Here is a 13,096-nt window from a genome sequence, read left to right as displayed (position 1 = left end):
CGGGTGGCGGCTTCGCCTGACCCGGCTTATGCAATCTGCAGGCCCGGGAAGCGTAACGCCACCGGGCTTTTTTACATCACGATGCTAATGACAGCTCACGCTTTCCCGCGTTCTGCGCCAGCCACTGCGCCACGCGCGACTGCTGCTCGGCATCCAGCCACATCCCTTCTTTGGTACGACGCCAGATGGCATCATCCAGGCGGCGCACCCACTCGTTCTCAACCAGATAGCGCAGTTCGGCTTCGTAGAGTTCGTGACCGAAATGTTCACCCAGGTCGGCAAGCGTTTTGGCTTCACCCAGGATCCATTCCGTATTACTGCCGTAGGTACGGGCGTAGTGACGCGCCATCCCTTCGGTGATGAACGGGTAACGACGGCGCAGTTTCGCGGCATAATCATCGCGGTTATCCCCAATATCGCCGCCAGGCAATACGGCACCTTTAGTCCAGGCCGGGCCAATGCCCTTGTAGTACGGCACCAGTTTTTCCAGTGCGTGTTCGGCCAGCTTACGATAGGTAGTGAGCTTGCCGCCAAAGACCGACAGCAGCGGTGCCTGGCCGTCCACGTCATGAATATCCAGCGTATAGTCGCGGGTGATGGCCTGCGGTGAGTCCGATTCGTCATCACACAGCGGACGCACGCCGGAGTAAGTCCAGACCACGTCATCGCGTGCCAGCTGTTTTTTGAAGTGCGCGTTATACACTTTCAGCAGGTAGCTGACTTCACTTTCGTCGATCTCGACATTTTTTGGATCGCCTTTGTACTCCACGTCGGTGGTGCCGATGATGGAGAACTCGTCCATCCACGGGATCACAAACACGATACGTTTATCTTCGTTTTGCAGGATATAGGCCTGCTTCTGGGTATGCACGCGTGGCACGACAATGTGGCTGCCTTTGATCAGGCGGATGCCGTACGGCGAAGGCAGGTGCATTCCCTCATCAAAGAACTGTTTCACCCACGGCCCGGTGGCGTTCACCAGGCCGCGCGCTTTCCAGCTGAACTTCTCGCCGGTATCCACGTCTTCCGCTTCAACAATCCACAGGCCGTTTTCACGACGGGCAGCCGTGGCGCGGGTGCGGGTTTTCACCTCGCCGCCTTTTTTCACCACCATCTGCGCATTGGCAAGGACCAGACGCGCATCGTCTACCCAGCAGTCGGAATATTCGAATCCGCGCACGATTTCAGGTTTAAGGACCGATTCTGAGCCAAAACGCAAACCGGTCGATCCTGGCAGGCTGGTACGTTTGCCCAGATGATCGTACATAAACAGACCGATTCGAATCATCCACGCCGGACGCAGATGCGGGCGGTGGGGCAGGCGAAAGCGCATCGGAATCGCCAGATGCGGGGCCATTTTCAGCAGCACTTCACGTTCGGCCAGGGCTTCGCTGACCAGGCGGAATTCGTAGTGTTCCAGGTAGCGCAGGCCACCGTGGATCAGTTTGGAGCTGGCGGACGAGGTCGCGCAGGCGAGATCGTTAGCTTCCAGCATCAGCACGGATAAACCGCGTCCTGCAGCATCGGCCGCAATCCCGGCACCGTTGATGCCACCGCCTATCACAATCAGATCTTTGGTTTCCATAACACCCTCACGCACTTTCGTTAAAGCTCAGAAATGTTCGATATCGCTCATAATAGCAAAGGAACGCGCTTTTGGTAACATCAAAAAAACAATTTAGAGTGATATGGATAACATAATGGCGTTTACCCGCCGCCAGGACGTACACTACGGGGTAAAATAGTGCCGCTTGATGCCCTCGCCCAACCTTCTCACTTCAGGAGAGAGTGGGGGTGAGAGGAAGCGCACCACACCTGAATATAAGATGAGAGCACCATGGATCAGTTTGAATGTATTAACGTAGAAGAAGCCCATCAGAAAATGCACCAGGGAACGGCTGTGCTGGTGGACATCCGCGATCCACAGAGCTTTGCGATGGGCCACACGCCAGGCGCGTTCCACCTGACCAACGACTCCCTGGGCGCGTTTATGCGCGATAACGATTTCGACACGCCGGTGATGGTCATGTGCTACCACGGCAACAGCAGTAAAGGTGCAGCGCAGTACCTGCTTCAGCAGGGCTACGATGCGGTTTACAGCGTTGATGGCGGCTTCGATGCCTGGCATCGTCATTTCCCGGCAGAAGTTGAATACGCGTTTGAGCGCTGATACCGCTATACTGTCCCCTTTTGTGTGGAAATAAGCGACGGCTGCCCATGTTGATGATCACCTCTTTTACCAACCCGCGCGTCGCCCAGGCGTTTGTCGACTATATGGCGACGCAGGGCGTTATTCTGACCATCCAGCAACATCATCAGACCGATGTGTGGCTGGCCGACGAGAGCCAGGCCGCGAGGGTAAATGAGGAGCTGGCGCGATTCCTTGAGAACCCCGGCGACCCGCGCTATCTGGCCGCAAGCTGGCAATCAGGCCAGACGGACAGCGGGCTGCACTATCGCCGTTTTCCCTTCTTTGCCACCGTGCGCGAACGCGCGGGTCCGTTTACGCTGCTGCTGATGGCGGCCTGCATTATCGTGTTCATTATGATGAACGTGGTCGGCGACCAGAGCGTCATGATCGCCCTGGCATGGCCCTATGACCCTTCACTGGACGTTGACGTCTGGCGCTATTTTACCCACGCGCTGATGCACTTCTCGGTGATGCATATTCTCTTTAACCTGCTGTGGTGGTGGTACCTTGGTGGTGCCGTCGAGAAGCGTCTGGGCAGCGGGAAGCTGATTGTGATCACCGTCATCAGTGCCCTGTTGAGTGGCTATGTGCAGCACAAATTCAGCGGCCCGTGGTTTGGCGGATTATCAGGTGTTGTTTATGCCCTGATGGGCTACGTCTGGCTCAGAGGTGAGCGCGATCCTGAAAGTGGCATCTATCTGCAACGCGGGTTAATAACCTTTGCGTTAATATGGCTAATTGCCGGATGGTTTGATCTGTTTGGTATGTCTATCGCCAATGGTGCACACGTCACCGGGCTGGCCGTTGGGCTGGCGATGGCGTTTGCCGACACGCTCCATGCGCGAAAACGAACATAATTCTCAGGGATAATTGATGAAACAAACACAACGTCATGACGCCATTATCGAACTGGTTAAAAAACAGGGATATGTCAGCACCGAAGAGCTGGTCGAGCAGTTTGCCGTCAGCCCGCAGACCATTCGTCGTGACCTGAACGACCTTGCCGATCAAAACCGTATTCTGCGCCACCACGGCGGGGCGGCGTTGCCGTCCAGCTCGGTCAACACCTCATGGCATGACCGTAAAGCCACGCAAACGGCGGAGAAAGAGCGCATTGCGCGGAAAGTCGCCAGCCAGATCCCTAACGGGGCGACGCTGTTTATTGATATCGGCACCACGCCGGAAGCGGTCGCCCATGCGCTGCTGGATCATGAAAACCTGCGCGTCGTGACCAATAACCTGAATGTCGCGAATACCCTGATGCAGAAAGACGATTTCCGCATCATTCTTGCGGGCGGCGAGTTGCGCAGCCGCGACGGCGGCATCATCGGTGAAGCGACGCTCGACTTTATCTCTCAGTTCCGTCTCGATTTCGGCATTCTCGGGATCAGCGGTATCGACAGCGATGGCTCCCTGCTGGAGTTTGATTATCATGAAGTCCGCACCAAGCGCGCGATTATTGAGAATTCACGCCACGTTATGCTCGTGGTGGACCACTCCAAGTTTGGCCGTAACGCGATGGTGAATATGGGCAGCATCAGCATGGTTGATGCGGTTTATACCGACGTGATGCCGCCGGCAGGCGTGATGCAGGTGATTAAGGATAATAATCTGCAGCTGGAACTGTGCTGACGTAAAAGCAAAACGGCAACCGAAGGTTGCCGTTTTTAGTTTCTGCAAAACAGGCCCGGGTGAGGGCACCCACGCGCACCAGAATTACACGCCGTACCCCATCATCTTCAGCAGCTGCTGTGCATGCTGCACCGCATCCTGACGATGGGCGACGCCCAGCTTCTGATAGAGATTGCGGATATGGGTTTTGATGGTGGTCGCCGCCACCGCCAGTTCACCGGCGATCTGCTCGTTGCTGTAGCCTGAGTAGATCAGCCCCAGCACCTGCCATTCGCGCTGAGTGAGCGGGCTGGTGCGGATCAGTTCCGGTACTTCCGGATGGTTCAGCAGACGTTCAACGAAGTTCTCATCAAAGTGCGCAAACTTATGGCGATGGTGTTGGTTAATCTCGCGCAGAATACGCTGGGCACGATGCTGATCCAGCTCTGGCAGCGTATTGAGTTGAATCAACTGTCGCAGCTGCTGGGCCATCACTTCACCTTCAATGACAAAGTGGCTGATAAACCCGGTGCGGTTCGCCAGCTGCAGCGCTTCCAGCAGGACGCGCTGGGCATCGTTTTTGCGGCCCGCCTGCCAGTAAAGCTGGTTCAGCAGAAGCAGATTGCGGTTGAGATCGCTCATCAGACGCAGGCTGCGGGCGTTTTCATTAAGCTCTTCCAGCACGATTTCGGCAGGTTCTAATTCACCGAGCAGGATCTGGACGCGGGCAATGTTGCGCCACTGGCTCTGCAGGAAGTGGTTGTTGGCAAATTCCGGTTTAGGGGTCTGACGTAACCAGTTGGCGGCGGATTTTTTGTCGCCGGTCATCTGCCAGTAAATCACCCGCACCTTATCGGCGTTGGACACCCAGTCGCTGTGGTACTGACCGTTACCGAGCAGGTTTTCCAGACGGTTAAGGTGGTTGCGGGCGTTATCGAGATCGCCACGCGCCAGCGAGCACTGAACCAGCAGCGCCAGACACTGCAATTGCTGCTGTGGCTGGAAGCTGGAGAGAACGTCCACACCCTGACGGGCGCAGCTTTCCGCTTCATCCAGACGCGACCATGCCCAAAGGAGCTGTGCACGAATGCGCAGCAGGAACTCGTGCATCGGCAGCTGTTCCAGATGCTGCTCACGAATCAGCTGGAAGGCCTTTTCCTGATTTTCCCAGGCGGCCTGCAGGAACCCCTGCGCAAACAAAATTTCACTTTGCTGGATCAGGCTCCACAGCGCGTAATGCCAGACATCGTGGCGGCGGGCCATCTGTTCAGTTTGTTGCATGAGCGAAAGGGAGCGCGTCAGCTCGCCTTTGCAGTGCAGAACTTCACCGTGTACCGAGGTGGCAACAATACGGCTGTAGAAATTGGCCAGCGGCAGTTCATCCAGCGCAACCATCGCCAGGCGCTCCGCCTCTTCCGGGTCACCGTCGTTAATCGCCACCTGCGCTCGCAGGGCGTTGAATTCGCCGTGCAGGGTGGCATCCATATCGCTTTCCATCTCCTGCTCGGCACGTGCCAGCAGGGTATTTACTTCACTGTAGCGATGCTGGCTCTGCATCAGCCAGGCCTGCAGCAGCACCAGGCGCGGATTCTCCAGCAGGCTCTCCCACGGCAGGGCTTTCAGTGACTCTTCAAGCAGCGTTAGCTCGCTGTGGTTAAACAAGCCCCATGCGTGGTTAAGGAGGATATCGCGCAGCATGCCGGCATCACCGGCGGCAAGCGCGTGGTGAATCGCCTCGCTCGGGAAACCTTGCGCCATCCAGCTTTCGGCGGCGGCGCGATGGATTTCCGGCAGTTCCGTCGCAAGCTCCCACTGACAGCGCTGGCGCAGGAAGCTGCCGAACAGTGGGTGATAGCTGAACCACTCGCCGGGATCGTCCATTCGGGTCAGGAACAGGCCCTGGCGCTCAATCTCTTCCAGCTGCAGCTGACCGTTTTCACAGCCGGTCACGCGCACGATCAGCGCGTCGTTCATGGAACGCAGCAGAGAACTTTTGAGCAGGAAATTTCGGGTCGACGGATCAACGCTGTTCAACACCTCGTCGACGAGATAATCAGAAAGATGGCTCGCGTTAATCCCCGCCAGGCGACGCGCAGACTGGTGCGTCGGGCTGTTATTTTGCCGGGCAGAGAGGGCAATCAGCTGCAGCGCCGTCGCCCAGCCGGCGACATCATCACACAGGCGGCTGCTTTCGGAGGCCTCAATTGGCGAGTTCAGTCGACAGTCAAAGAACTGTTTGGCTTCCTGATGGGTAAAGGCCAGCTGCTGGCTGCCGACTTCCAGCAGCTGATCGCGCACGCGCAGGTTGGCGATGCCCAGTTGCGGCAGGTTACGCGACAGCACGACCAGGGTCAGATTTTCCGGCTGATGACGCAGGAAGAAACGCATCGATTCATGGATAACCGGGTTAGTGATGAGATGATAATCATCAATCACCACGTACAGCGGGCGATGCCATTCGGCCAGTTCGATAAACAGCTGCGAGAAAAGGGAAGACAGGCTGGCGTACTGGCGCTTTTGCACCATGACCTCACTGGCGACGCAGTGTCCGTTGGTTGCCTGCTGAATGGCGGCAATCAGATAGCTGGCAAAACGCTCTTGCTGGTTATCGCCCTCATCAAGGGAGTACCAGCCAAGGTCGCTCTTACCTGCGGCCCATTGCGAAATGAGCGTTGTTTTTCCATAACCTGCAGGGCTCGTAACCAGCGCCAGTCGGAAATTATGCGCGCCGGAAAGTTTAGCCAGCAGACGCTCGCGGACCACTGTATGGTCAAGACGAACCGGGCGACTTAATTTAGACGGAATCAACATAGTTTTCACTTCACTGTGGGGAACGAGAGAATTTATTTTTTTTGCGCTTCGTAATTAATAGCTATAAGGTCGGCCAGAAAGAGAACTATTGCAAGTTATGTCTGGGTTTTGTGGCTCTGAATTTGCACTCTGTCACAAAACATTCAGGCGAGTACCGGAACTTTTCCAGAATGGCTTTAACACCGCGTCAGCGCTGGCTTGTCCCAGTGTCACACGGTTACGCTGAAACTGGTTTCAGAAAGGTATAGTGACGTCAAATTTAATAAAGTTCGGGTAAAGTTGAGTGAGATTAATAATCCCCTTAGGTAAGGCCCCATTGCAGAAATATTATTCTGCGTAAGTAATCATTTCGGCGCGGATTAATTTCATCCGAAACTGTATTTCATTTTTTTGACATTCTCCCCGGTTATCTTTTTTTCTTCCTGGCACACTCACACTATGCTCTCAGAGTGGCCTTGATCACACTTTTATGCTCATCCCCGCTACTCCTCCCTGCCTAATCCCCTGCGGGATGAGGAAGAGGCGAAATGAGCCTGGCACACTAGCGCCAACATGTGTTTTCTCTCTACAGGATGCCAATTCCCTATGTCACAGCCTACCTTTAACAAAGCTCAATTCCAGGCTGCCCTGACGCGTCAGTGGCAGCGTTTTGGCCTTCACGCTGCAAACGAGATGACGCCTCACCAGTGGTGGCAGGCAGTGAGCGGTGCGCTCGCGGAGCAGCTGGATGCTCAACCGTTGGCAAAACCGGCGAAAGACCAGCGCCACGTTAACTACATCTCAATGGAGTTCCTGATTGGCCGTCTGACAGGTAACAACCTGCTGAACCTCGGCTGGTATCAGGAGGTGGGTGATGTGCTGAAAGAGCATGACATTAACCTGACTGACCTGCTGGAAGAAGAGATTGACCCGGCGCTGGGTAACGGTGGTCTGGGACGTCTGGCGGCCTGTTTCCTTGACTCGATGGCCACCGTCGGTCAGTCGGCCATTGGCTACGGTCTGAACTACCAGTACGGCCTGTTCCGTCAGTCGTTTGCTGATGGTCATCAGATGGAAGCGCCGGATGACTGGCACCGCAATACTTACCCCTGGTTCCGCCACAATGCACAGCTTGATGTGCAGGTGGGCATTGGTGGTAAAGTCACGAAGCAGGGGCTGTGGGAGCCTGCGTTTACCCTGACCGGCGAAGCCTGGGATCTGCCGGTGCTGGGCTACCGTAACGGCGTGGCGCAACCGCTGCGTCTGTGGCAGGCAAAGCATGCTCATCCCTTCAACCTGACCAAATTCAACGACGGCGATTTCCTGCGTGCCGAGCAGCAGGGGATCGACGCTGAGAAACTGACCAAAGTCCTTTACCCGAACGACAACCATCTGGCGGGCAAGAAACTGCGTCTGATGCAGCAGTACTTCCAGTGTGCCTGTTCCATTGCGGATATTCTGCGTCGTCATCACCTGGCGGGCCGCAAGCTGGCGCAGCTGCCGGACTTCGAAGTGATCCAGCTTAACGATACGCACCCGACGATTGCGATTCCTGAACTGTTGCGCGTGCTGATTGACGAGCACCAACTGAGCTGGGATGACGCGTGGGCGATCACCAGCCGTACGTTTGCCTATACCAACCACACCCTGATGCCTGAAGCGCTGGAGTGCTGGGATGAGAAGCTGGTGAAAGCCCTGCTGCCGCGTCATATGCAGATCATCAACAAGATTAACGACGCGTTTAAAAAGCAAGTGGATAAAACCTGGCCGGGCGACAAAGCGGTGTGGGCGAAGCTGGCTGTGGTACATGACAAACAGGTGCGCATGGCGAACATGTGCGTGGTGAGCGGTTTTGCGGTGAACGGTGTGGCGGCGCTGCACTCGGATCTGGTGGTGAAAGACCTGTTCCCGGAATACCACCAGCTGTGGCCGACCAAATTCCATAACGTGACCAACGGCATCACGCCGCGTCGCTGGATTAAGCAGTGCAACCCGCTGCTGGCTGGCCTGCTGGACAAAACCCTGAAGAAAGAGTGGGCCAACGATCTGGACCAGCTTATCAATCTGGAAAAGTATGCCGACGACGCGGCATTCCGCGAGCAGTACCGCGCCATTAAGCTCGAAAACAAAGTGCGTCTGGCGCATTTTGTCAAAGCGCGTACCGGCATTGAGATCAACCCGAACGCCATTTTCGATATTCAGATCAAACGTCTGCATGAGTACAAACGCCAGCATCTGAACCTGCTGCACATTCTGGCGCTGTATAAAGAGATCCGCGAGAACCCGCAGGCTGACCGCGTACCGCGCGTGTTCCTGTTTGGGGCGAAAGCCGCACCGGGCTACTACCTGGCGAAAAACATTATCCTCGCCATTAATAAAGTGGCCGCGGCCATCAATAACGATCCGAAAGTGGGTGACAAGCTGAAGGTGGTGTTCCTGCCGGACTACTGCGTCTCTGCAGCTGAGATGCTGATCCCGGCGGCGGATATCTCCGAGCAGATCTCCACGGCAGGGAAAGAAGCTTCCGGTACCGGCAACATGAAGCTGGCGCTGAACGGTGCGCTGACCGTCGGTACGCTCGACGGCGCGAACGTCGAGATCGCCGAAAAGGTGGGGGAAGAGAACATCTTTATCTTCGGCCATACCGTCGAAGAAGTGAAAGCCCTCAAGGCCAAAGGTTACGACCCGGTGAAATGGCGTAAGAAAGACAAAGTTCTTGATGCGGTTCTGAAAGAGCTGGAAAGCGGTAAGTACAGCGATGGCGATAAACATGCCTTTGACCAGATGCTGCACAGCATGGACAAACACGGCGGTGACCCGTATCTGGTCATGGCGGACTTTACGGCCTATGTGGACGCGCAAAAACAGGTCGATGTGCTGTATCGCGACCAGGAAGCGTGGACCCGGGCGTGCATTCTGAACACCGCCCGCTGCGGGATGTTCAGTTCTGACCGCTCAATCCGTGATTATCAGGCTCGTATCTGGCAGGCAAAACGCTAAGGAAGCGCGATGGAGAGTAAACGTCTGGACAGTGCCGCGCAGGCGGCGGGGATCAGCCTCAGTTACATTAATGCTCACGGCAAACCACAGTCTATTGGCGCCGACACCAAAAGACGTTTGCTGGATGCCATGCACAAGACCGACGCGAAAGCGTCGGTTGCTCCGGTGCCGAACGTGAAGGTGTTTACCGCCGGTAAAAAGATGCCGCTTACGGTAAACGGGCGCGGCGAATTTAGCTGGCTGCTCACGACCGAAGAGGGGCAACAGCACAAAGGCCACGCCACCGGTGGCAAAGCGCTTAACCTTCCGGCAAAACTGCCGGAGGGCTATCACACGTTAACCCTCACGCAGGACGACCAGCGTTTTCATTGTCGGGTGATTGTTGCGCCAAAACGCTGCTATGAGCCGCAGGCGTTGCTCGAGGGTAAAAAGCTGTGGGGGGCCTGCGTGCAGCTCTACACGCTGCGCTCTGACAGCAACTGGGGTATCGGCGATTTTGGCGACCTGAAAAAGATGCTGGCGGATGTGGGCGAGCGTGGCGGTGCGTTTATCGGCCTCAACCCCATTCATGCGCTCTATCCGGCGAACCCGGAAAGTGCCAGTCCGTACAGCCCGTCATCCCGTCGCTGGCTGAACGTGATTTACATTGACGTGAATGCCTTAGACGATTTCAAAAGCAGCAAAGAGGCGCAGGCGTGGTGGAACCTCACGACCACTCAGCAGGCGCTGAAGCAGGCGCGCGAGACGGACTGGGTAGACTATGCCACCGTCACCGCACTGAAAATGGCCGCGTTACGTCTGGCGTGGAAAGGTTTTTCGCAGCGTGATGACGAGCAGATGTCGGCTTTCCGCCAGTTTGTGGCCCAGGAAGGCGAGAGCCTTTACTGGCAGGCGGCGTTCGATGCATTGCACGCTTATCAGGTAAAAGAGGACGAAATGCGCTGGGGCTGGCCGGTATGGCCGGAAGCGTATCAATCTGTCGATACGCCCGAAGTGCAGGCGTTCTGCAAAAAGTATGCTGACGAGGTGGACTTCTTCCTCTGGCTGCAGTGGCTGGCTTACAGCCAGTTTGCCGCCTGCTGGCAGGTGAGCCAGGGCTATAAAATGCCGATCGGCCTGTACCGCGATCTGGCCGTTGGCGTGGCGGAAGGCGGGGCGGAAACCTGGTGTGACCGCGAGCTTTATTGCCTGAAGGCCTCCGTGGGCGCACCGCCGGATATTCTTGGCCCGCTCGGCCAGAACTGGGGTTTGCCGCCGATGGATCCGCACGTCATGGCTGCGCGGGCTTACGAGCCGTTTATCGACCTGCTGCGCGCCAACATGCAAAACTGCGGCGCGCTGCGAATTGACCACGTGATGTCCGTCCTGCGTCTGTGGTGGATCCCTTATGGTGAAACGGCTGACCACGGCGCGTATGTACAGTATCCGGTTGACGATCTGCTCTCGATCCTGGCGCTGGAGAGTAAACGTCATCAGTGCATGGTGATCGGCGAAGATCTCGGTACCGTGCCGGTTGAGATTGTCAGTAAGCTCCGCGACAGCGGTGTTTACTCCTATAAAGTGCTCTATTTTGAAAACGACCATGAGAAAACCTTCCGCGCGCCGAAAGCGTACCCTGAACAGTCAATGGCAGTCGCGACGACGCATGACCTTCCTACGCTTCGTGGCTATTGGGAAAGCGGCGATCTGACACTCGGTAAAACGCTGGGTCTGTATCCGGATGAAGAGGTCCTACGTGGGCTGTATCAGGATCGCGAGCTGGCGAAGCAAGGGTTGCTTGATGCGTTACACAAGCATGGCTGCCTGCCGAAACGCGCCGGGCATAAGGCATCACTGATGTCGATGACGCCTACACTCAACCGCGGATTGCAGCGCTATATTGCCGACAGCAACAGTGCCCTGCTGGGTCTGCAGCCGGAAGACTGGATTGATATGGCGGAGCCGGTGAACATTCCGGGTACCAGCTATCAGTACAAGAACTGGCGTCGCAAATTGTCCATCACGCTTGAGAAGATGTTTGCCGATGACGGGGTGAACAGGCTGATTAAGGATTTGGATAAGCGCAGAAAAGCGGTGGGTAAAACGCGGTAGTCTCACAGAGAGAAGAAAGCCGGGTAAGCGCAAGCTACCCGGCTTTTTGATATCAGATAACCATGTTCAACAGCAGAACCCCGACCAGACCACACACCGAAATAATGGTTTCCAGTGCAGACCAGGACTTGATGGTTTCACCGATAGTCAGGTTGAAATATTCCTTGAACAGCCAGAAGCCCGGATCGTTCACGTGAGAGAAAATCACGCTACCGGAACCTACCGCGATAACCATCAGCTCAGGGCTCACGCCCGTCGTCGCAATCAGCGGCGCAACGATACCACCGGCGGTGATTGCCGCAACGGTTGCAGAGCCGAGCGCGATACGCAGCACCGCAGCGATAGACCACGCCATCAGCAGCGGTGACACATTGGTTTCATGCATCATGGCCGCGATGTATTTATCCACGCCGCTGTCGACCAACACCTGCTTGAACGCACCGCCACCACCGATAATCAGCAGCATCATGGCAATGATTTTGATGGAAGAAGTCAGCGTGTCGTTAATCTGATCCATTGAACGACCACGGTTCAGGCCGAAGGTGAACATCGCAATCAGCACCGCAATCAGCGTCGCCATCACCGGGTCGCCCAGGAACTCGGCAACGGACAGGAACGGGTGGCCTTTTGGCAAGATCATTTCCGCCACGGCACGCATCGCCATCAGGATAACCGGCACCAGAGAGGTCCAGACGCTGACGCCAAAACCAGGCATCTCTTCTTCCGTGAAGGTTTTCGCGCTGTACAGACCTTCCGGGATAGGCTTATCAATCCCTTTCAGGAAGCGGGCATAAACCGGGCCGGCCAGGATCACCGTCGGGATTGCCAGAATCGTACCGAACAGCAGGGTTTTACCCATATCGGCATGGAAGATGGTGGCGATCGCGGTTGGACCCGGGTGTGGTGGCAGGAAACCGTGCGTAACGGACAGCGCGGCGGCCATCGGTACACCGACATACAGCAGTGGAATGTTCGCTGCCGCTGCGATGGTGAACACCAGTGGCAGCATCAGCACGAAGCCCACTTCATAGAACAGTGCGAAACCGACGGTAAACCCGGTTAACACAACCGCCCACTGAATATTCTTCTTACCAAATTTGGCAATCAGCGTGGTGGCAATACGCTGGGCGCCCCCACAGTCCGCCAGCATTTTGCCGAGCATAGCGCCAAAGCCCATGATCAGTGCCAGGCTACCGAGCGTGCCGCCGACACCGGCTTTAATGGAGCTGATGACTTTCACCAGCGGCATCCCTTGCATCAGACCGACTGCAAGTGCCACCAGAACCAGAGCGATAAACCCGTTCATTTTGAAACGGATCATCAAGAGCAGTAATAACACAACACCGATAGCAACGATGACTAATGGCATGATTTACCTGGCCTTTGAATTGTTATGGGTAACGTCATTGTTTC

Annotated in this window: 8 protein-coding genes; 5 read left to right on the top strand and 3 right to left on the bottom strand. The window is 56.1% G+C overall.

Going from position 1 to position 13,096, the window contains the following annotated elements; all coding sequences use genetic code 11:
- Positions 1-76: 76 nt before the first annotated feature.
- Positions 77-1,585, bottom strand: a complete 1,509-nt coding sequence (gene glpD / locus AM379_RS06295; RefSeq protein ID WP_025202849.1) for a glycerol-3-phosphate dehydrogenase — start codon at positions 1,583-1,585, stop codon at positions 77-79.
- A gap of 252 nt (positions 1,586-1,837) precedes the next feature.
- Here glpD and glpE point away from each other — a divergent pair, with 252 nt between their 5' ends.
- Genes glpE through AM379_RS06280 form a run of 3 tightly spaced genes read left to right on the top strand, consistent with a single transcriptional unit; the run spans position 1,838 to position 3,823 of the window.
- On the top strand, positions 1,838-2,170 hold the full coding sequence (gene glpE, locus AM379_RS06290) for a thiosulfate sulfurtransferase GlpE (protein WP_020884562.1): 333 nt from the start codon (positions 1,838-1,840) through the stop codon (positions 2,168-2,170).
- Positions 2,171-2,217: 47 nt separating this feature from the next.
- Positions 2,218-3,048 carry a rhomboid family intramembrane serine protease GlpG gene (gene glpG / locus AM379_RS06285; protein WP_106503540.1) on the top strand — a complete coding sequence of 277 codons (831 nt, stop codon included), beginning with the start codon at positions 2,218-2,220 and terminating at the stop codon, positions 3,046-3,048.
- A 16-nt stretch (positions 3,049-3,064) separates the two neighbouring features.
- Positions 3,065-3,823 carry a DeoR/GlpR family transcriptional regulator gene (locus AM379_RS06280; protein ID WP_008503060.1) on the top strand — a complete coding sequence of 253 codons (759 nt, stop codon included), beginning with the start codon at positions 3,065-3,067 and terminating at the stop codon, positions 3,821-3,823.
- A gap of 84 nt (positions 3,824-3,907) precedes the next feature.
- Here the strand turns inward: AM379_RS06280 and malT are convergent, their stop codons facing one another.
- A complete protein-coding gene (gene malT, locus AM379_RS06275) occupies positions 3,908-6,613 on the bottom strand; it encodes an HTH-type transcriptional regulator MalT (RefSeq protein WP_020884564.1) in 2,706 nt (901 codons plus the stop codon).
- Between the two features lie 585 nt (positions 6,614-7,198).
- On the opposite strand from malT, the gene malP reads away from it, so the two are divergent.
- Complete coding sequence (gene malP, locus AM379_RS06270; protein WP_025202851.1) at positions 7,199-9,592, top strand: maltodextrin phosphorylase; 2,394 nt, start codon at positions 7,199-7,201, stop codon at positions 9,590-9,592.
- Positions 9,593-9,601: 9 nt separating this feature from the next.
- Positions 9,602-11,683 (top strand): 4-alpha-glucanotransferase, encoded by a 2,082-nt coding sequence (gene malQ, locus AM379_RS06265; protein ID WP_025202852.1) that lies wholly within the window; start codon positions 9,602-9,604, stop codon positions 11,681-11,683.
- Between the two features lie 52 nt (positions 11,684-11,735).
- On the opposite strand, the gene gntT is transcribed toward malQ, so the two are convergent.
- Complete coding sequence (gene gntT, locus AM379_RS06260; RefSeq protein ID WP_014171973.1) at positions 11,736-13,052, bottom strand: gluconate transporter; 1,317 nt, start codon at positions 13,050-13,052, stop codon at positions 11,736-11,738.
- Between the last annotated feature and the right edge of the window lie 44 nt (positions 13,053-13,096).

The organism is Enterobacter cloacae complex sp. FDA-CDC-AR_0132, from assembly GCF_003010695.1.
GTDB lineage: Bacteria > Pseudomonadota > Gammaproteobacteria > Enterobacterales > Enterobacteriaceae > Enterobacter > Enterobacter ludwigii.
Note: the sequence above shows the minus strand (reverse complement) of the source record. Positions and strands in the feature narration are given on the sequence as shown.

Bases quoted from the DNA above. Each gene is read 5' to 3' on its own strand.
- malP (WP_025202851.1), top strand. From the start codon at position 7,199: ATGTCACAGCCTACCTTTAACAAAGCTCAATTCCAGGCTGCCCTGACG.
- malQ (WP_025202852.1), top strand. From the start codon at position 9,602: ATGGAGAGTAAACGTCTGGACAGTGCCGCGCAGGCGGCGGGGATCAGC.
- AM379_RS06280 (WP_008503060.1), top strand. From the start codon at position 3,065: ATGAAACAAACACAACGTCATGACGCCATTATCGAACTGGTTAAAAAA.
- gntT (WP_014171973.1), bottom strand. From the start codon at position 13,052: ATGCCATTAGTCATCGTTGCTATCGGTGTTGTGTTATTACTGCTCTTG.
- glpE (WP_020884562.1), top strand. From the start codon at position 1,838: ATGGATCAGTTTGAATGTATTAACGTAGAAGAAGCCCATCAGAAAATG.
- malT (WP_020884564.1), bottom strand. From the start codon at position 6,613: ATGTTGATTCCGTCTAAATTAAGTCGCCCGGTTCGTCTTGACCATACA.
- glpD (WP_025202849.1), bottom strand. From the start codon at position 1,585: ATGGAAACCAAAGATCTGATTGTGATAGGCGGTGGCATCAACGGTGCC.
- glpG (WP_106503540.1), top strand. From the start codon at position 2,218: ATGTTGATGATCACCTCTTTTACCAACCCGCGCGTCGCCCAGGCGTTT.